16 protein-coding genes and 1 riboswitch are annotated in these 19,823 nt (G+C 70.7%); of the genes, 9 read left to right on the plus strand and 7 right to left on the minus strand.

The annotated features are described in order from the left end of the window. Positions 1–299 precede the first annotated feature (299 nt). From QFZ64_RS23135 to QFZ64_RS23150, 4 genes are all read left to right on the plus strand, one after another. Entirely contained in the window at positions 300–1,280 is a 981-nt protein-coding gene (locus tag QFZ64_RS23135; RefSeq protein ID WP_307068698.1) for a hypothetical protein, read from the plus strand. Positions 1,281–1,463: 183 nt separating this feature from the next. Next, the gene (gene def, locus QFZ64_RS23140; RefSeq protein WP_307068700.1) at positions 1,464–2,114 is read left to right on the plus strand and encodes a peptide deformylase; all 651 of its coding nucleotides are present in this window, start codon (positions 1,464–1,466) and stop codon (positions 2,112–2,114) included. A 357-nt stretch (positions 2,115–2,471) separates the two neighbouring features. Then, positions 2,472–3,557, plus strand: a complete 1,086-nt coding sequence (cyc1, locus tag QFZ64_RS23145) for an epi-isozizaene synthase (protein ID WP_307068702.1) — start codon at positions 2,472–2,474, stop codon at positions 3,555–3,557. Then, the gene (locus QFZ64_RS23150) at positions 3,554–4,936 is read left to right on the plus strand and encodes a cytochrome P450 (RefSeq protein ID WP_307068704.1); all 1,383 of its coding nucleotides are present in this window, start codon (positions 3,554–3,556) and stop codon (positions 4,934–4,936) included. The genes cyc1 and QFZ64_RS23150 overlap by 4 nt, the downstream gene beginning before the upstream one ends. Before the next feature lie 168 nt (positions 4,937–5,104). On the opposite strand, the gene QFZ64_RS23155 is transcribed toward QFZ64_RS23150, so the two are convergent. Then, positions 5,105–6,106: a GlxA family transcriptional regulator gene (locus tag QFZ64_RS23155; RefSeq protein ID WP_307068706.1), complete on the minus strand. Its 1,002-nt coding sequence runs from the start codon at positions 6,104–6,106 to the stop codon at positions 5,105–5,107. 93 nt (positions 6,107–6,199) lie between these two features. Here QFZ64_RS23155 and QFZ64_RS23160 point away from each other — a divergent pair, with 93 nt between their 5' ends. After that, complete coding sequence (locus tag QFZ64_RS23160) at positions 6,200–6,445, plus strand: hypothetical protein (RefSeq protein ID WP_307068708.1); 246 nt, start codon at positions 6,200–6,202, stop codon at positions 6,443–6,445. Here QFZ64_RS23160 and QFZ64_RS23165 read toward each other — a convergent pair. The 5 genes from QFZ64_RS23165 to QFZ64_RS23185 all read right to left on the minus strand — a co-directional run bounded on the left by QFZ64_RS23165 (position 6,358) and on the right by QFZ64_RS23185 (position 13,168). Continuing rightward, the gene (locus QFZ64_RS23165; RefSeq protein WP_307071834.1) at positions 6,358–7,314 is read right to left on the minus strand and encodes a ribonucleotide-diphosphate reductase subunit beta; all 957 of its coding nucleotides are present in this window, start codon (positions 7,312–7,314) and stop codon (positions 6,358–6,360) included. The two genes, QFZ64_RS23160 and QFZ64_RS23165, sit on opposite strands and share 88 nt — an antisense overlap. 56 nt (positions 7,315–7,370) lie before the next feature. Continuing rightward, positions 7,371–9,800, minus strand: coding sequence for a ribonucleoside-diphosphate reductase subunit alpha (locus QFZ64_RS23170; RefSeq protein ID WP_307068710.1), 2,430 nt, complete (start codon positions 9,798–9,800; stop codon positions 7,371–7,373). Positions 9,801–9,924: 124 nt separating this feature from the next. After that, positions 9,925–10,061, minus strand: a riboswitch (cobalamin riboswitch). Between the two features lie 135 nt (positions 10,062–10,196). Beyond that, positions 10,197–11,807 (minus strand): monocarboxylate uptake permease MctP, encoded by a 1,611-nt coding sequence (gene mctP / locus QFZ64_RS23175; RefSeq protein WP_307068712.1) that lies wholly within the window; start codon positions 11,805–11,807, stop codon positions 10,197–10,199. Continuing rightward, positions 11,804–12,115, minus strand: a complete 312-nt coding sequence (locus tag QFZ64_RS23180; RefSeq protein ID WP_307068714.1) for a DUF3311 domain-containing protein — start codon at positions 12,113–12,115, stop codon at positions 11,804–11,806. Before QFZ64_RS23180 ends, mctP begins: the two co-directional genes overlap by 4 nt. A 288-nt stretch (positions 12,116–12,403) precedes the next feature. Then, entirely contained in the window at positions 12,404–13,168 is a 765-nt protein-coding gene (locus QFZ64_RS23185) for a GntR family transcriptional regulator (RefSeq protein ID WP_307068716.1), read from the minus strand. A 488-nt stretch (positions 13,169–13,656) separates the two neighbouring features. On the opposite strand from QFZ64_RS23185, the gene QFZ64_RS23190 reads away from it, so the two are divergent. The 4 genes from QFZ64_RS23190 to QFZ64_RS23205 all read left to right on the plus strand — a co-directional run bounded on the left by QFZ64_RS23190 (position 13,657) and on the right by QFZ64_RS23205 (position 18,680). Beyond that, positions 13,657–14,937, plus strand: a complete 1,281-nt coding sequence (locus tag QFZ64_RS23190; RefSeq protein WP_307068717.1) for an extracellular solute-binding protein — start codon at positions 13,657–13,659, stop codon at positions 14,935–14,937. Between the two features lie 339 nt (positions 14,938–15,276). Beyond that, a complete protein-coding gene (locus tag QFZ64_RS23195) occupies positions 15,277–16,269 on the plus strand; it encodes a carbohydrate ABC transporter permease (protein ID WP_307068719.1) in 993 nt (330 codons plus the stop codon). Next, positions 16,266–17,165, plus strand: coding sequence for a carbohydrate ABC transporter permease (locus tag QFZ64_RS23200; protein ID WP_307068722.1), 900 nt, complete (start codon positions 16,266–16,268; stop codon positions 17,163–17,165). The genes QFZ64_RS23195 and QFZ64_RS23200 overlap by 4 nt, the downstream gene beginning before the upstream one ends. A 9-nt stretch (positions 17,166–17,174) precedes the next feature. Then, positions 17,175–18,680 carry a glycoside hydrolase family 3 protein gene (locus tag QFZ64_RS23205; RefSeq protein ID WP_307068724.1) on the plus strand — a complete coding sequence of 502 codons (1,506 nt, stop codon included), beginning with the start codon at positions 17,175–17,177 and terminating at the stop codon, positions 18,678–18,680. 282 nt (positions 18,681–18,962) lie between these two features. On the opposite strand, the gene nagB is transcribed toward QFZ64_RS23205, so the two are convergent. Next, a complete protein-coding gene (gene nagB, locus QFZ64_RS23210) occupies positions 18,963–19,748 on the minus strand; it encodes a glucosamine-6-phosphate deaminase (protein WP_307068726.1) in 786 nt (261 codons plus the stop codon). Positions 19,749–19,823: the final 75 nt, after the last annotated feature.

A 19,823-nucleotide genomic window follows, 5' to 3' on the forward strand; every position in this document is an offset into this window, starting at 1 on the left:
CCGCCCGGGCCGCCGCGCGGCCGGTTCACCGCGCGTAAGGTCCGCCGGGCGCCCGGCGCGCACTCCCTCGCACCGCTCACACCCCGTCCGGCGCGGCACTCCCGTCCATCAGGGCCTTAGCATGCCCGTCGGTGGGTAACCCATGGGTAATGAGCGCCCGTCCGGCGGTACGTGGTTGGATGCGAACAGGGCCATGTGCAAGGGCCGTACGAGACCGTGCGGGACGAGGGCCCCGTGGCCACACGGACGTCAGGGAAGAAGCGACAGGCGGGAAGCGCAAGGACTGGCAGGCGGGAATCGTGAGGATCTTCGGCAAGGCACGGCACCGGCCCTCCGCCTCCTGGCGGCAGGCCACCGACCGCGCGTTCACGCTGATCGGTGACGGCCGCTACGAGGACGCGGGCGCGCTGCTGACCCGCGCGGCGGACCTGGAACCCTGGCTGTCGGAGTCCTGGTTCAACCTCGCCCTGCTGCACAAGTTCCGGCACGACTGGGAGCAGGCGAGGGCGGCCGGACTGCGGGCCGTGGCGCTGCTGGACCGCGAGGCGGGCGCTCCCGACTGGTGGAACGTGGGCATCGCGGCCACCGCCCTCCAGGACTGGCCGTTGGCCCGCCGTGCCTGGCAGGCCTACGGGTTGCACGTACCAGGGGGCGCGAGCGTCGCCGGTGAGCCGGCCGGGATGGACCTCGGCAGCGCGGCCGTACGGCTTTCGCCCGAGGGTGAGGCCGAGGTGGTGTGGGGGCGCCGGCTGGATCCCGCGCGGATGGAGGTGCTGTCCATTCCGCTGCCGTCCTCCGGACGCCGCTGGGGCGAGGTCGTCCTGCACGACGGGGTGCCGCACGGGGAGCGGACCACGGCCGCCGGGCACGCCTTCCCCGTCTTCGACGAGATCGAGTTGTGGGCGCCCTCCCCGGTGCCGACGTGGGTGGTGCTCCTGGAGGCGGCCGCCGAGGAGGACCGCGACGCACTGGAGCGGCTCGCGGCCGACGCCGGTTACGCCGCCGAGGACTGGTCGTCCTCGGTGCGGCTGCTGTGCCGGCTGTGCTCGGAGTCCCGGATGCCCTCCGACGAGGGCGACGGCGAACACCTCGACCCGCACGACCACAGCGAGCCCGGACACCCCGGGCCGCTCGGTCACCGCACGGACGGCCAGCTCTGGGTGCCCGAGCGCGAGTGCGGCCTCGCGGCGCCCGCCGCGCTGGTGCGCGGACTGCTCGACGGCTGGGTGGCGGACTCCCCGGACTCGCGCGGCTGGCGGGACCTGGAAGAGGTCTGCTGAGCGCGCGGTTGCGCGTGACGAGGTCGGTGTGACGGGGCCCGCGCGACGAGGTCCGCGTGACAAGGTCGCCGAGGCGCTCCGCGCGGGCCGGTCGGCCGTTCCCCGTAGGCTGTGCGGGACAACTCGGCGCCCCGAGAAGGCTCAGTCCCGAGAAGACACAGCGCAGGAAGGCGTACGTCGGCCATGGCCCAGCAGGACACCGATCAGCAGCAGGCGGGCGTGCTCCCCGTCGACGACGAGGGGTACGTCATCGACACGGAGGACTGCGAGGCGCGCGAAGCCGCCTACCGCGAGCGCGGCACCTCCCGGCCGATCACCGTCGTCGGCAACCCGGTGCTGCACAAGGAGTGCAGGGACGTCACGGAGTTCGACGACGAGCTGGCGAAGCTGGTCGACGACATGTTCGCCAGCCAGCGCACCGCCGAGGGCGTGGGCCTGGCCGCCAACCAGGTCGGCGTCGACCTGAAGGTCTTCGTCTACGACTGCCCGGACGACGAGGGCGTGCGGCACGTCGGCGTGGTCTGCAACCCCAAGCTCGTCGAACTGCCCACCGAGCGGCGCCGGTTGGACGACAACAACGAGGGCTGCCTGTCCGTGCCGACCGCGTACGTGGCGCTGGCCCGCCCCGACTACGCCGAGGTGACCGGGCAGGACGAGAAGGGCAACCCGATCAGGGTCCGCGGCACCGGCTACTTCGCGCGCTGCCTCCAGCACGAGACGGACCACCTGTACGGGTACCTCTACATCGACCGGCTCTCCAAGCGCGACCGCAAGGACGCGCTGCGGCAGATGGCCGAGAACGAGCCGCGCTACCCGATCGTGCCGAACGACTGACACGAAGCGCGAGCGAGCAGACCGCGCGACGAAGCAGACCGCGCGACCGAAGCAGACTGACTATGACCGGGTGCGATCGGACGCGATCGAATGTGATCGGAACTGGACTGATTGAAGGCTGAATAAATCTGTGACGGGTTGATCGCAGTGGCACTCACGGCGCCCGTCCGGGGAAACCCTCCCCGGACGGGCGCCGTTGTACGTATGTTCAGTTGCCACGTAGGCGATCAACATGGCAAATCCGTTCCCAAAGCGGTCAGTTGTGTAGCTGAATGGAAAGTGCGGGGATACGCAACGGCGCGCGCCCGGGCACGGGGGGCGGTGCGCCGCCGACCGGCTGCTGAGAGGGGCTTGTTCGTGTCAGCTTTCCCACACAGCACTTCACCCACCACCACCGCGGTCACGGTTCCACCGGCGCTCTCGCTGCCGATGATCGAGGCCGCGTTTCCCCGGCGACTGCACCCGTATTGGCCCCGGCTCCAGGAGAACACCCGTTCCTGGTTGCTGGAAAGGCGGCTGATGCCGGCGGAGAAGGTGCGCGAATATGCCGACGGTCTGTGCTACACGGACTTGATGGCCGGCTACTACCTCGGCGCCCCCGACGACGTGCTCCAGGCGATAGCGGACTACAGTGCCTGGTTCTTCGTCTGGGACGACCGGCACGACCGTGACGTGGTCCACGGCAGGACGGCCGCCTGGCGCCGGCTGCGGACACGACTGCACACGGCCCTGGACTCACCCACGTCCCACCTGCACCACGAGGACCCGTTGGTCGCGGGGTTCGCGGACAGTGTGCTGCGCCTGTTCGCGTTCTGCGGGCGGACCTGGAACGCACGCTTCGCCCGGCACTTTCACGCGGTGATCGAGGCCTACGACAGGGAGTTCCGCAACCGCCTCGCCGGCCGGGTCCCCACGGTCGAGGAGTACCTCGAACTGCGCCGGCTCACCTTCGCCCACTGGATCTGGACCGATCTGCTCGAACCGAGCGCGGGACGGGAGTTACCGGACCCCGTGCGAAAACATCCCGTTTACCGGCGGGCGGCACTGCTCAGCCAGGAATTCGCCGCCTGGTACAACGACCTGTGCTCGCTGCCCAAGGAAATTGCGGGGAATGAGGTCCACAATCTCGGTATCAGTCTGGTACGGCATCGTAAAATGACACTTCCGGAAGCCGTCACGGAACTGCGGCGGCGTATCTCGGACTGCATCGACGAATTCCTGATCGCCGAGCGGGATGCCCTGCGTTTCGCCGACACGCTCGACGACGGCACCGTACCCGGCAAGGAACTCAGCATCGCCGTGAAGTCATGCGTCATCAATATGCGGAACTGGTTCAGCACCGTCTACTGGTTCCACCACGAATCCGGCCGGTACCGCGTCGACAGCTGGGAGGACAGCGCCACACCCCCGTACGTCACGAACGAAACGGAAGGTGAGAAATGACCCTGGAATCGAGCATCCAGCCGACGGCCCCCGAGCCCCGCCCCGCCGCCCCGCTGCCCGACCCGCCCCTGGCGGGCGGCGCCGTCCCGCTCCTCGGACACGGGTGGAAACTGGTGCGCGACCCCCTCGGCTTCCTGTCCCGGCTGCGCGCCCACGGCGACGTCGTACGGCTCGCGCTGGGACCGAAGACCGTGTACGCCGTCACCACCCCCGAGCTCACCGGCGCCGTCGCCCTCAGCCCCGACTACAGGATCGGCGGGCCGCTCTGGGAGTCCCTGGAGGGCCTGCTCGGCAAGGAGGGCGTGGCCACCGCCAACGGGCCCACCCACCGACGGCAGCGGCGCACCATCCAGCCGGCCTTCCGGCTCGACGTCATCCCCGAGTACGGGCCGGTCATGGAGGAGGAGGCGCACGCCCTCACCGAGCGCTGGCGCCCCGGCGAGACCGTCGACTGCACCTCCGAGTCCTTCCGTGTCGCCGTGCGCATCGCGGCCCGCTGTCTGCTGCGCGGCGACTACATGGACGAGCGCGCCGAGCGGCTCTGCGTCGCCCTCGCCACCGTCTTCCGCGGTATGTACCGGCGCATGGTGATACCCGCGGGACCGCTCTACCGGCTGCCGCTCCCGGGCAACCGCGCATTCGACCGGGCGCTGGCCGATCTGCACCTCCTGGTCGACGAGATCGTCGCCGAACGCCGGGCATCCGGTCAAAAGCCGGACGATTTGCTGACGGCTTTGCTGGCGGCGAAGGACGAGAATGACGAGCCCATCGGGGAACAGGAGATCCACGACCAGGTCGTCGCGATACTCACGCCCGGAAGCGAGACCGTGGCCTCCACGGTCATGTGGCTGCTTCAGGTTCTCGCGGCCCACCCCGAACAGGCCGAAAAGGTGGCAGCGGAGGTCGAGTCCGTCACCGGCGGCCGGCCCGTCGCATTCGCGGACGTACGCAGTCTGACGCACACCAACAATGTCGTCGTCGAGGCGATGCGGCTGCGTCCCGCGGTATGGATTCTCACCCGCCGGGCGGTGACCGAGACGGAACTCGGCGGGTTCCGCATTCCGGCCGGCGCCGACATCGTGTACAGCCCGTACGCGATCCAGCGCGACCCGAGGTCGTACGACCGGAACCTGGAGTTCGACCCCGACCGATGGCTTCCGGAGCGCGCCAGGGACGTACCCAAGCACGCCATGAGCCCGTTCAGCACGGGCAACCGCAAGTGCCCCAGCGACCACTTCTCGATGGCCCAGCTCACGCTGATCACGGCCGCCGTGGCGCGCACCTGGCGGCTCGAACAGGTCGCGGGTTCGAACGACGCGACCCGGGTGGGCATCACCCTGCGCCCGCACCGGCTGCTGCTCAGGCCCGTCCCCAGGTGAGGCCGCGTCGGGCGCGGAGTTGACGCGACGAGGCCGGGCGGGTGCCGGGAGAATGCCCGGACCGCCGGCCAAGAAGGGGCGGGTGTCCGGCACCGGCCAAGAAGGGGCGGGTGCCCGGCACCGGCCAAGAGGGGGCGGGTGTCCTGTGGTCCGGGCACCCGCCCTCTCTCAGGCGGCCGCCCCCGGTTCCGTCTCCGGCTCCGTGATCCGGGCCGCCGGGCCCCGGAACGTGCGCCGGTACGCCTGCGGGGTCGTGCCCAGCGCGCGCACGAACTGGTGGCGCAGGGCCGCCGCGTTGCCGAACCCGGTGCGGCCCGCGATCGCGTCTGTCGTCTCGTCGGTGCCCTCCAGCAGCCGCTGGGCCAGCAGCACCCGCTGGCGCAGGATCCAGCGGTACGGGGTGGTGCCCGTCTCCTGCTGGAAGCGGCGGGCGAAGGTGCGCGGCGACATGTGGGCGCGGGTGGCGAGCTGCTCGACCGTCACCTCCTCGTCGAGGTGCCGCTCCATCCAGATCAGCACCTCCCCGACGGTGTCGCACCGGTTTCGGGGCAGCGGGCGCTCGATGAACTGCGCCTGGCCGCCGTCCCGGTGCGGCGGCACGACCATCCGCCGGGCGATCCGGTTCGCCACCTCCTGGCCCTGCTCCTTGCGCACCAGGTGCAGACAGGCGTCGATCCCGGCGGCCGTGCCGGCGGAGGTGATCACGGGGTCCTCGTCCACGTAGAGCACGTCCGGCTCGACCCGTGCCCGCGGGTGAAGCCGGGCGAGGTGCTCCGCGTGCCGCCAGTGCGCCGCGCAGCGCCGGCCGTCGAGCAGCCCGGCGGCACCCAGTACGAAGACGCCGGAGCACACGCTGAGCACCCGGGCGCCCCGCCCGGCGGCCTCGCGCAGCGCCCGGAGCAGTTCGGGCGGGAAGTCGCGGGTCTCGAAGCCGTCGCCCGCGGGTACGGCGACCAGGTCGGCCTCCGCCAGCCGCTCCAGACCGTACGGCGTGGAGAAGGTCAGGCCCGGCACATGGGTGCCGAGCCTCGGGCCCTCGGCGGAGACCACCGCGAAGTCGTACACGGGCAGCCCCTCGTCGCTCCGGTCGATCCCGAAGACCTCGCACACGACGGCCAGTTCGAAGGGGTGGACGCCGTCCAGCATGACGGCGGCGACATTGCGCAGCATGGGAACAGTGTGCCTCGGCGGTGGCAGGAAATCGAGGGTGTGCGGCAGTCCTGCCACTGACGCCGGGGAGCCCGCGGCGCGAAGGTGGGACACATGGACACGACACACGCACAGGCACTCGTCGGAATGCTGGCCGTCCTCGGCCTCCTCGCCCTGATCACCCTGCCCGCCCTGATCGGCGTCGTCCACGATCGGCGCGTGGACCGGCAGATCAGGGCGGCCCGGGAACAGCGGGAGGGGGAGGAGAGCGGTCAGAAGTCCTCGTCGAAGCCGACCGAGCCCTCCACCGCGACCTGGTACGCCGACGCCCGGCGCTCGAAGAAGTTGGTCAACTCCTGAACACCCTGGAGTTCCATGAAGGAGAACGGGTTCTCCGAGCCGTACACGGGAGCGAAACCGAGCCGCACCAGCCGCTGGTCGGCGACGCACTCCAGGTACTGCCGCATGGACTCGGTGTTCATCCCCGGGAGGCCGTCACCGCACAGGTCGCGCGCGAACTGCAGCTCGGCCTCGACGGCCTCCCGCAGCATGTCGGTCACCTGCAGGCGGAGCTCCTCGTCGAAGAGGCCGGGCTCCTCCTTGCGGACGGTGTCGACCACGTCGAACGCGAACGACATGTGCATCGTCTCGTCCCGGAAGACCCAGTTGGTGCCGGTGGCCAGGCCGTGCAGCAGCCCCCGGGCCCGGAACCAGTAGACGTAGGCGAACGCGCCGTAGAAGAACAGACCCTCGATGCACGCGGCGAAGCAGATCAGGTTCAGCAGGAAGCGCCGGCGGTCGGCCCTCGTCTCCAGCCGGTCCAGTCTCTCCACCGAGTCCATCCACCGGAAGCAGAACTCGGCCTTCTCCCGGATGGAGGGGATGTTCTCCACGGCCGCGAAGGCCGCGGCCCGGTCGTCGGGGTCCGGCAGGTAGGTGTCGAGGAGCGTCAGATAGAACTGGACGTGGACGGCCTCCTCGAAGAGCTGGCGGGACAGGTAGAGCCGGGCCTCGGGGGAGTTGATGTGCTTGTAGAGGGTCAGCACCAGGTTGTTCGCGACGATCGAGTCACCGGTGGCGAAGAAGGCCACCAGCCGGCCGATGAGGTGCTGTTCCTCGGGGCTGAGCCGGGCGAGGTCGGCGACGTCCGAGTGGAGGTCGACCTCCTCCACGTGCCAGGTGTTCTTGATCGCGTCCCGGTAGCGCTCGTAGAAGTCCGGGTAGCGCATGGGACGCAGGGTCAGTTCGAAGCCCGGGTCGAGCAGGTTCTTCGTGCGGTCGTTCGTCACTGGCAGGCCTCGCAGGACTCGGGGTTCTCCAGGGAGCAGGCGATCGCCTCGGGATCGGGGGCGGCCTGCACGGGGACGGTGGCACGGGCGGCCGCACGCGCGATCCGCGTCGCCGGACGCGAACGCAGGTAGTAGGTGGTCTTCAACCCCTGCTTCCAGGCGTACGCGTACATCGAGGAGAGCTTCCCGATGGTCGGCGTCTCCAGGAACAGGTTCAGCGACTGGGCCTGGTCGAGGTAGGGGGTGCGGGCGGCGGCCATGTCGATCAGGCCGCGCTGCGGGATCTCCCAGGCGGTGCGGTACAGGCGCCGCACGTCCTCGGGGATCCGGGCGAGGTCCCGCACGGAGCCGTTGGACTCGCGCAGCGCCTCACGGGTGCGGGCGTCCCACACGCCGAGCCGCTTGAGATCGTCCACCAGGTACGAGTTGACCTGGAGGAACTCGCCGGACAGCGTCTCGCGCTTGAACAGGTTGGACACCTGCGGCTCGATGCATTCGTAGACACCGGCGATCGAGGCGATGGTCGCGGTCGGCGCGACCGCGAGGAGCAGGGAGTTGCGCAGCCCGGTCGTGGCCATGCGCGCGCGCAGCGCCGCCCAGCGCTTCGGCCAGGTGAACTCCACGCCGTAGTGGTCGGGATGCAGCACGCCCCGGGCCGTACGGGTCTCCTCCCAGGCCGGCGCGGGCCCGTTGCGCTCGGCGAGGTCGGCGGAGGTCTCGTACGCGGCGAGCATGATCCGCTCGGCGACGCGGGTGGACAGGGCCTTCGCCGCGGGCGAGTCGAAGGGCAGGCGCAGTTGGAAGAAGACGTCCTGCAGGCCCATCACGCCCAGGCCGACCGGACGCCAGCGGGCGTTGGAGCGCCCGGCCTGCTCGGTCGGGTAGAAGTTGATGTCGACGACCCGGTCGAGGAAGGTGACGGCGGTGCGGACGGCGGCGTCCAGCCGCTCCCAGTCCATGTCGCCGCCCGCCCGGTTGACGAAGGCGCCGAGATTGACCGAGCCCAGGTTGCAGACCGCCGTCTCCCCGTCGTCCGTGACCTCGAGGATCTCCGTGCACAGATTGGAGGAGTGCACGACGTGGCCCGGGGTCGCGGTCTGGTTCGCCGTCCGGTTGGCGGTGTCCTTGAAGGTCATCCAACCGGTGCCGGTCGCCGCCAGGGTGCGCATCATGCGGCCGTACAGCTCGCGGGCGGGCAGCGTCCTGCGGGCGAGCCCGGCCTCCTCCGCCCCGCGGTAGGCCGCGTCGAACTCCTCGCCCCACAGGTCGACCAGTTCCGGTACGTCGGCGGGGGAGAACAGTGACCAGTCCGCGTCGGCCTCGACCCGGCGCATGAACTCGTCCGGGATCCAGTGCGCGAGGTTGAGGTTGTGGGTGCGGCGGGCGTCCTCGCCGGTGTTGTCGCGCAGTTCGAGGAACTCCTCGATGTCCGCGTGCCAGGTCTCCAGGTAGACCGCGGCCGCGCCCTTGCGCCGGCCGCCCTGGTTCACGGCGGCGACCGAGGCGTCCAGGGTCTTCAGGAACGGCACGATCCCGCCCGAGTGCCCGTTGGTGCCGCGGATCAGGGCGCCGCGGGAACGGATGCGCGAGTACGCGATGCCGATGCCGCCCGCGTGCTTGGAGAGGCGGGCGACCTGGTGGTAGCGGGCGTAGATCGAGTCCAGCTCGTCCTCGGGGGAGTCGAGGAGGAAGCAGGAGGACATCTGGGGGTGACGGGTCCCGGAGTTGAACAGGGTGGGGGAGGAGGGCAGGTACTCCAGGCGGCTCATCAGGCCGTGGAGCGCGGCCACTTCGTCGACGGCACGGTCCGTGCCGTCCGCGCGGGGACGGGCCCCCTCCTCGGTCTCGGCGAGCCCCGCGGCCACCCGCAGCAGGAAGTGCTGGGGCGTCTCGATCACCTTGCGGGTGACGGGGTGGCGCAGCAGATAGCGGGTGTACAGGGTGCGCAGGCCGAAGTAGCCGAAGCGGTCGTCGGCGTCGGGGTCGACGAGCGCGTCCAGCCGTGCGGCGTGGCGGCGGACGAACGCGGCGGTCCGGTCGGCGACGAGGCCCTCCCGGTGGCCGACGGCCACGGAGGAGGTGAACGACGTGACGCCCTGGGAGGCGGCCTCGGTACGGATGCCGAGCGTCAGCAGGCGGGCGGCCAGCCGGGAGTGGGCGGGGTCCTCGGAGATGAGGCCGGCGGCCGCCTCGGTCGCCAGTTCGCGCAGCTCGTCCTCGTCGGCGTGCCGGGAGCGGCCGCGCAGGGCCGCGGCGGCGACCCGGCCGGGGTCGGCGTCGGGGAGGTCGGCGGTCAGCGCGGTGAGGGTCCGCAGGAGGGCGGCGCCGGGACCGTCCGGACCGTCGGGGCTGTTCGAGCCGTCGAGGCCACCGGGTTCCTCGGTCGCGGGGGATGCCGGGGCCGGTCGGGCCGGGGCGGTGGTCATGGGTGCTCTCCCTCGTTCGGCACGGGCCATGACGAGGACAGGGAGCAACATGCCGGCGCGCGGGGTGCGCCGGGTCGCGTCCCCGGCCCACTCCACGAGGCCCGGACGTCAGGCACCCGGCCGGACGGCCGGGCGCGCTGCCGGCAGGTCCTCGGACTCGACCCCTACGCGCGAACGCGTGGCCACACCGTTGCGGGACAGCTCCGGATTCACACCGGATTCCCCTGCGTCGGCAGCGCTGCTGAGCATACATGTTGTGCCGGAGGGGTGGGGGAGGGCCCAGATGTTGTGTCGGGCGTGCTGCCGACCGAAGCCGACTCCCTCAGGCGGCCCGCGTGCGAAGGCCGTGGCCGCCCCTTACGGGCGGCCACGGCCTTCAGCGACGTGTTCGGCGGACTAGTGCGACGTCCCCGCCGTCGCCGGCGGCAGCTCCGGCTCGACGCCGGGGGCGCCGACGTCCACCGTGTAGTCGTCCGCCGTCGTCTCGTCGACGCCCTCCGGCGCCTTCACCGCCCGCAGGACGAACGTCAGCACCACCGTCACCACCGCGTTCAGCACGAACGCGGTGAGACCGATGTAGCCGATCTGCCCGATGCCGGGGATGTCGTCCGAGGACCCGCCGAAGTGCGCCTGCGTCGGCGAGGCCACCCCGTACGCGGCCAACGTGCCGTACACCATGCCGACCGCCCAGCCCGCCAGCAGCGCCCACCGGTGGAACCAGCGGGTGAACAGGCCGCCCACCAGCGCCGGGAACGTCTGCAGGATCCAGATGCCGCCGAGGAGCTGGAAGTTGATCGCCACCGTCTTGTCCATCGTCAGGACGAAGACGAGCGCGCCCACCTTCACCAGCAGCGAGACGAGCTTGGAGACCTGGGCCTCCTGCTTCGGCGTCGCGTCCGGCTTGATGAAGTCCCTGTAGATGTTGCGGGTGAAGAGGTTCGCCGCCGCGATCGACATGATCGCCGCGGGGACGAGCGCGCCGATCCCGATGGCCGCGAAGGCCACGCCCGCGAACCAGTCCGGGAACATGTTCTCGAAGAGCTGCGGAATGGCCAGCTGGCCGTTCTTCACGGTGATCCCGTCCGCGATCGCCATGAAGCCCAGCAGCGCCAGCAGACCCAGCATCAGCGAGTACAGCGGCAGGATCGTGGTGTTGCGCCGGATCACCTCACGGCTGCGCGAGGACAGCGTCGCCGTGATCGAGTGCGGGTACATGAACAGCGCCAGCGCCGAGCCGAGCGCGAGCGTGGCGTACGTCCACTGGCCGCCCGCGGCCGGGATCACGCCGCCCGCGCCGGCCTTGGCGAACTTCTCGCTCGCCGAGGCGAAGATGTCGTCGAAGCCGCCGAGCTTGATCGGGATGTAGATGATCGCGACCGCGATGACGATGTAGATGAGCGCGTCCTTGACGAACGCGATCAGCGCGGGGGCACGCAGTCCGGAGGAGTACGTGTACGCGGCCAGGACGCCGAAGGCGATCAGCAGCGGCAGGTCCTTCACGAACCAGTTGGTGTTCTCGCCGCCGCCCACGCCCATCACGTCGAGCACCGCCTGGATGCCGACGAGCTGGAGCGCGATGTACGGCATCGTCGCCAGGATGCCGGTCACGGCCACCGCGAGCGAGAGCCCCTTGGAGCCGAACCGCCCGCGCACGAAGTCGGACGTGGTGACGTACCCGTGCCGGTGGCTGACGGACCACAGCCGCGGCAGGAACGTGAAGACCAGCGGGTACACCAGGATCGTGTACGGCACGGCGAAGAACCCGGAGGCGCCGGCCGCGTAGATCGCGGCGGGCACGGCCACGAAGGTGTACGCCGTGTAGAGGTCGCCGCCCAGCAGGAACCAGGTGACCCAGGTGCCGAACGACCGCCCGCCCAGGCCCCATTCGTCGAGGCTGTGCTCGTTCTCGGCCTTGCGCCAGCGGGCCGCGAGGAACCCGATGACGGTGACCGCGAGGAAGAAGAAGATGAAGACGCCGAGTGCGACGCCGTTCACACCGTCGTTCATTCCGCCGCACCTCCCTTCGAGGAGCCGGAGGGACCGGAGGAGGCCGCGGACGCCGCGGACGCGTCACGGGAGGCCCGGCCGCGCTGGTCGAACTGCCACAGCTTGTAGGCGGTCACCGTCAGCACGGTGGAGATCAGCACCCACAGCATCTGGTACCAGTAGAAGAACGGGAGGCCGATGAACGCCGGGTCGGTCCTGTCGTACGAACCGACCCACAGCATCGCCACGAAGGGCGCGACGAGGCAGAGGCCGATGACCACCCGCAAGGGTGTCACCACCCCTCTGCCGACTTCTGGGGCATCTGACATGTGCGGCTCCGTCCCCTCGCTGGTCAACCGGGCAATGCGCGAGGAAATCTAGGTCACCGTGTCCAGGCAACGGAACCCTTGTCCGCATAACGGTTGGGGATGGCAACGAAAAGGGGACGGATGGTGACGGTGGGTGACGGTTGTTCGTACGTCGACCCACCGGCCGCTCGGGCGTTCACTCCGCGGGCCGCTGCGGGGCGTCCGGTCCACCGGCCGCCGCGATGCCCGTCCACCGACGTGCGGTCCAAGGGGCCGGTCCGGCATGCGGCCCGCCGGCCGGTCCGGCGCTCAGTCCACCGGCCGCTTCAGCCTGGCCACGAACTTGTAGCGGTCCCCCCGGTACACCGACCGCACCCACTCCACCGGCAGGCCCTCCTTGTCCAGGGAGTGGCGGGAGAGCATCAGCATCGGCAGACCCACGTCCGTGCCGAGCAGTCCGGCCTCGCGCGGCGTGGCCAGCGACGTCTCGATCGTCTCCTCGGCCTCGGCGAGATGGACCCCGTAGACCTCGGCCAGCGCGGTGTAGAGCGAGGTGTACTTCACCAGCGAACGGCGCAGCGCCGGGAAGCGCTTCGCCGACAGATGGGTCGTCTCTATGGCCATCGGCTCGGCGTTGGCCATGCGCAGCCGCTCGATGCGCAGTACCCGCCCGCCGGAGGTGATGTCGAGGAGTTCCGCGAGCCGCTCGTCGGCGGTGATGTAGCCGATGTCCAGCAGTTGGGAGGTGGGCTCCAGGCCCTGCGCGCGCATGTCCTCGGTGTAGGAGGTGAGTTGCAGCGCCTGTGACACCTTGGGCTTGGCGACGAACGTTCCCTTGCCCTGGATGCGTTCGAGGCGTCCCTCGACGACCAGTTCCTGCAGTGCCTGCCGCACGGTCGTGCGCGAGGTGTCGAACTCCGAGGCGAGGGTGCGCTCGGGCGGGACCGGGGTGCCGGGCGGCAGCGTGCGGGTCATGTCGAGCAGGTGCTTCTTCAGGCGGTAGTACTTCGGCACGCGCGCGGTACGGACGGGTGCGCCGCCCTCGCTCTCCGCACTGCTGACGTCGGTGCTCATGCTCCGCCTTCCCGGCTCGGTGCCGACTGGGCCGACGGCTTCCGCCGGTCACGGCTCACATCGTGGCACGGCTTCGCGCGGGTGACTCCGCACGTTCCGTATGGGGATCCCGCGCACGCGTGCCGGGGACCTCCTCTGTATACCGCCACCGGCACAGGGTGGTCTAGTCCACCGTCCGCACTGTGGTCCGCCCTGGGGCCCGCCCAGTGGTACACCCGCCGGCACCGCTGCCGACCTGGTCTTTTCGCATCCTTCCTACGTAAAGGTTCTTGCATATGTAGGTCCCGTAACGGACGCCTCGCGCGGGCTCCCACGCCCTTGACACTCCTATTGGTCCGGGCCAAGCTCCCCCTACTGGTCTACACCACTGGATCAGTTCCAGTCCCGGCCCCACGGGCAACGCACGTACGCGGCACTTCGCCTGAGCGCACTCGTCGCGGCACGCCGAGGGGAACAGGGGGGTTCGTGGCATCCCTGAGGAGGATGGCGTGAAGCGCAAGCTGACAGCCGCGATCGGTATCGCGGGCATGATGATCTCCATCGCGGCGTGCGGGGGCAATGACGACGGGGACTCGGCCGGGGGCACGGACGCCAAGGAGCTGACCGTCTGGCTCACGGTGGACGCGCAGAACAACTGGCCGGCACTGGTCAAGGCCGCCGACAAGGCGGTGCAGAAGAAGCACCCCGGCATCAAGATCAAGCACGAGTACTACGGCTGGCCCGACAAGAACACCAAGCTCGACGCCGTCCTCGCCACCGACAAGGCGCCGGACGTGGTCGAGATGGGCAACACCGAGATGCTCGGCTACATGGTCAAGGGCGCCTTCGCCCCCGTCGACACGGCGAAGTTCGACAACGCCGACGCCTGGCTGGACGGCCTGAAGGCCTCCGTCACCTATGACGGCAAGACCTACGGCGTGCCGTACTACGCCGGCGGCCGCGTCGCCAACTGGCGCAAGGACGTCGCCGCGTCGGTCGGCGTGAAGACGCCCCCCAAGACGTACAAGGAGCTGACCGCCGCCCTCGACAAGGTCCAGAAGAAGGAGGGCTCGAAGTTCAGCGCCTGGTACCAGCCCACCCGTGACTGGTACGCGGCCATGTCCTTCGTCTACGACGCCGGCGGCTCCATCGCCACGGACGACGGCGGCACCTGGAAGGCCAACCTCTCCTCGCCCGAGTCCCTCAAGGGCCTGGGCGAGTTCAAGAACGTCGTCGACAAGTACATGCACGGCGACAAGACCAAGGACGAGTCCGACCGTTACATCGTGTACGGCCAGGGCAAGTCGGCGATGATCTTCGGCGCGGCGTGGGAGGGCGCGACCTCGGCCGACCCGAAGAACGACAAGACCGGCAAGCTCAAGGACAACCTGGAGAACTTCGTGATGCCGGGTCCGTCCGGCAAGAACATGCCCGTCTTCCTGGGCGGTTCGGACCTCGCGATCCCGGTCAAGTCCAAGGCGCAGGGCGTCGCCGCCGAGTGGATCAACGCGTTCACCGGCAAGGAGGGCCAGAAGGGCCTGATCGCCAAGGGCAACCTGCCCAACAACAAGACCGACCTCGCGACCCTGAAGAGCGACCCGGCCACCGCGGTCCCGGCCACCGCGGCCGAGTCCAACTGGTTCGTACCGATGGCGCCCGGCTGGGGCCAGGTCGAGAAGGCGCAGGTGCTGCAGACGATGCTGCAGAACATCGGCACCGGCAAGAAGTCCGTCGAGGCCGCCGCCAAGGACGCGGACACCGCGATCGACAAGGTCATCAACACCAAGTAGCCCGGTACGGGGCCCTGTCGCCGCCGACGGGGCCCCGGCGCCGTCGTGCTTCCGGCGGGGCCGTCGGTGCGGTGCCGGGAGACTTCGGGGGACGGCCGTACGGCACGGGGGTCCGTACGGCCGCGGCGCGCGGCGCGGGCGGGAGCTCTCGCCCGCGCGCCGCACACCGGCTCCCGCCCGCACCTCCGGACCCCGGGCCCGTCCGCCGGTGCAAGAACGCGCGTACGACCCGTACGGGGGCGTACGTCCTGCACGACCGCGTACGCCCCCGTACACCTCGCACAACCGCGTAGGACGCGTACGACCCGTACGACCTGAGGGACCGCTGAGGAGCGCGCGATGAGTGCCGCCAACACCACCACCCCCGCCAAGGTGCCGCCCCCGAGGCAGGCGCCGCCCCCACCACCGGACGTACCGGGCCGATCCCGCAAGCCGCGCGCCGCGGGCGGGGCCGCGGTGCCCTGGGGCCTGCTGGCACCCTGCCTGCTGGTCCTCGTCGTCGTCCTCGGCTATCCCCTGGTCCGCCTGGTCACGCTCTCCTTCCAGAAGTTCGGCCAGTCGCAGCTCTGGGGCTTCCAGCCGGCCGAGAACGTCGGCTTCGACAACTTCGCCACCGTGCTGGGGGACGACGAGTTCTGGGCGGTCGTCGTCCGCACCATCGTCTTCGCGGCCGGCAGCGTGATCTTCACGATGGTCGTCGGCATGCTGATCGCCCTGCTGCTCCAGCGGGTGTCCGGCTGGGTGAAGACGCTGGTCAACATCGCCCTGGTGGCGAGCTGGGGCATGCCCGTCATCGTGGCCACCACCGTCTTCAAGTGGCTGTTCGACTCCGACTACGGCGTCTTCAACGCCCTGCTCAGCAAGCTCCCCGGCGTCGATCTGATCGGCCACAACTGGTTCGCCAGCGGACCGCAGGGCCTCGCCGTCATCATGCTGCTCGTGGTGTGGGGCGCGGTGCCGTTCGTCGTCATCACCCTCGGCGCCGGACTCACCCAGGTGCCCAAGGAGATGGAGGAGGCGGCACGGCTGGACGGCGCCGGCGCGTGGGGCGTCTTCCGCTACGTCACGCTGCCGATCCTCAAGCCGATCATCGTGATGCTGACGACCCTCTCCGTCATCTGGGACATGGGCGTCTTCCCGCAGGTGTTCGTCATGCGCAACGGGCACCCCGAGGCCGAGTTCCAGGTCCTCACCACCTACTCCTACGACAAGGCGTTCGTGGTCAACGACTACGGCCAGGGCTCCGCCATCGCCCTGGTCACCGTGGTGCTGCTGCTCGGCGTCGTCGCCGTCTACATGCGCCAGATGCTGAAGATCGGAGAGGTCGAATGAGCGCGACCGCCGTGCCGTCGAAGGCCGCCGAACGGCCCGCCACCCGTCCCGCCGCCCGCCCCGCCGGGTCCCGTCGCAAGCGGCGCACCAGGGCCGGCTGGAACGTCCTGGGACTGCTGGTCTTCGTCGTCGTGGGCTTCCCCGTCTACTGGATGCTCAACACGGCGGTGAAACCCGCCAAGGACGCCATCGACCCCGACCCCAGCCTGCTGCCGACCGGGCTGACCCTGTCCAACTTCCGCCGGGCGCTGGACATCGCCGACTTCTGGGGACCGGTCGGCCGCAGTCTCGTCGTGTCCCTGTCCGTGGTGCTCATCGGCATCGCCGTCGGCATGCTCGCCGCGCTCGCCATCTCCCGGTTCGCCTTCCGCGGCCGCAAGGTGGTCATCGTCGCGATCCTGGCGGTCCAGATGATCCCGCTGGTCGCCATGATCATCCCGGTCTTCCTGCTCCTCAACGACCTGGGCCAGTACGACAAGCTGTCCGGTCTGATCCTCACGTATCTGACCTTCATCCTCCCGTTCACGGTCTGGACCCTGCGCGGCTTCATCGTCAACATCCCGCGCGAACTGGAGGAGGCGGCCATGGTCGACGGCTGCTCCCGCACCGGCGCCTTCGTCCGTGTGGTCTTCCCGCTGCTCGCGCCCGGACTGGTCGCCACCTCCGTGTACGGGTTCATCCAGGCGTGGAACGAGTACCTCTACGCCCTGATGCTGATGAGCCAGCAGAAGCAGACCGCGACCGTCTGGCTCGCCAACTTCACCACCAAGCACGGCACCGAATACGCCCCCATGATGGCCGGAGCCACGATGATGGCCATTCCGATCGTCGTGCTCTTCCTCCTCGTCCAGCGAAAGATGGCCGCGGGTCTCACCGCGGGCGCCGTGAAGGGATAACGCCACCCGATGACGACTTTCGCCAGCGGCACCGACACTCTCACGCGCGACGCCCTCACGGTCCTGCAGCCCGGCTTCACCGGGACGACCGCCCCCGACTGGCTGCTGCGCCGGCTCGGCGAGGGGCTCGCCTCGGTCGGTCTCTTCGGCCGCAACATCGCCTCCCCGGAACAACTGGCAGCCCTCACCGCGCAACTGCGCGCCGAACGCGACGACGTCCTCGTCGCGATCGACGAGGAGGGCGGCGACGTCACCCGCCTGGAGGTCCGCACCGGCTCCTCCTTCCCCGGCAACCACGCCCTCGGCGCCGTCGACGACGTCGAACTGACGACCGAGGTGGCGCGCGAACTCGGCCGCCGCCTGACCGCCTGCGGCGTCAACCTCAACTGGGCGCCCTCCGCGGACGTCAACTCCAACCCCGCCAACCCCGTCATCGGCGTCCGCTCCTTCGGCGCCGACCCGGACCTGGTGGCCCGGCACACCGCCGCGTACGTCACCGGGCTGCAGTCCGCCGGGGTCGCCGCCTGCACCAAGCACTTCCCCGGGCACGGCGACACCGCGGTCGACTCCCACCTCGCGCTGCCGCGCATCGACGCGGACGCGGCAGTCCTGCGCGCCCGTGAACTCGCCCCGTTCCGGGCCGCGATCGGCGCCGGCACGAAGGCCGTGATGAGCGCCCACATCCTGGTCCCGGCCCTGGACGCGCAGCGCCCGGCGACCCTCTCCGACGGCATCCTGACCGGCCTGCTGCGCGAGGAGCTCGGCTACCAGGGCCTGATCGTCACCGACGGCATGGAGATGCGGGCGATCGCCGCCACGTACGGCATCGAACGGGGCAGCGCCCTCGCCATCGCGGCCGGCGCGGACGCCATCTGCGTGGGCGGAGGGCTCGCCGACGACGAGACGGTACGGCGGCTGCGGGACGCCCTGGTGGACGCGGTGCGCACCGGCACGCTGGCCGAGTCCCGGCTGGCGGACGCGGCGCGCAGGGTGCGGGAGCTGGCGGGGTGGACGGCGGGTGCCGCGGCCGGCGCCGTCGGGGAGGGCTCCGGTTCCGGGGCCGGCCCGGACATCGGCCTGGTCGCCGCCCGGCGCGCGGTCACCGTCACCCGGTCGCCCGACTTCGTCCCGCTGACCGAGGCCCCGTACGTCGCCGCGTTCACGCCGGTCGCCAACATCGCGGTGGGCGACGAGACGCCGTGGGGTGTCGCGGCGGAGCTGGCCCGGCTGCTGCCGGGCACCGGGACCGGGGCGTTCACGGGGGAGACGGCGGGAGCGGAGGCGCTTTCGGCGGCCGGCGGGCGGCGCGTGGTCGCGGTGGTCCGCGACGAGCACCGGTACCCGTGGATGGGGGAGGCGGTGCGGGTGCTGCTGGCGGCGCGTCCGGACACGGTGGTCGTGGAGATGGGAGTTCCCCAGGCCGCCGCGCGGGCCACGCTGCACGTGGCGACGCATGGCGCGGCGAGGGTCTGCGGCATCGCGGCGGCGGAAGCGGTCACGGCCCCGCCGGCCTGAGGAGGGGGGCGGCACCCGGGGCTTCCTCCGCCCCCGAACCCCTGGGGGGTGTCGCCGACCGCGACTCGGTGGGGGTACGCCGCGCAGTTCCCCGCACCCTGGAAGAAGGGGGGCGCCGCCCCATGCTTTTCAGGGGCGCGGGGAACCGCGCGACAAGCCACGACGCACCCGCACCCGCCCACGCACCCCAACTCCCCCCGGGGTCCACGGGGCGGAGCCCCTCGAAGGGGACGGGACGGGTAGGGGCGGCGGGGGCGAAAGGCCTTCCGGGCGCCCGGCGGTCTAAATGCCCTGCCAGGCGGGCTTGTTGGCGAACGTATGGCGGAAGTAGTCCGCCAACTTCAGCTTCGAGGCCGCCGCCTCGTCCACCACCACCGTCGCATGCGCGTGGAGCTGCAACGCCGACGCCGGACACACCGCCGCCACCGGCCCCTCCACCGTCGCCGCCACCGCGTCCGCCTTCCCCTCGCCCGTGGCGAGCAGCACCAGATGCCGCGCCTCCAGGATCGTCCCGATCCCCTGCGTGATCACGTGGTGCGGCACCTGCGCGATGTCCCCGTCGAAGAACCGCGCGTTGTCCACCCGCGTCTGCTCCGTCAACGTCTTGATCCGCGTCCGCGACGCCAGCGACGAGCAGGGCTCGTTGAACCCGATGTGCCCGTCCGTCCCGATCCCCAGCAGTTGCAGATCCACCCCGCCGGCCCCCGCCAGCGCCGCGTCGTACGCCTCGCACGCCGCCTGCACGTCCTCGGCGGTCCCGTCGGGCCCCATGAAGGCGTCCATGCCGATGCCGAGCGGCTGGAGCACCTCGCGCGCGAGCACGGACCGGTACGACTCGGGGTGCTCGGCCGGCAGTCCGACGTACTCGTCGAGCTGGGCGATGCGCACGCGGGAGGTGTCCACCGTGCCGGCGCGCACCTTCGCGCCGAGGGCCTGGTAGACGGGCAGGGGGGTCGAGCCGGTCGCCACGCCGAGCAGGGCGTCGGGCTTGTGCCCGACCAGCCGGGCGAGGGCGTTCGCGACGAGCTCGCCGCCCGCCGCGGCGTCGGGGACGATGACAACTTCCACGCTGGCCTGCCGATCTGCCGAGAGGATCGCTGTGTGGTTTAGACCAATCTAGCAGAGCGGCCCCCGCCGGGGCAG

The sequence above is a fragment of the Streptomyces sp. B3I8 genome, from assembly GCF_030816915.1.
GTDB lineage: Bacteria > Actinomycetota > Actinomycetes > Streptomycetales > Streptomycetaceae > Streptomyces.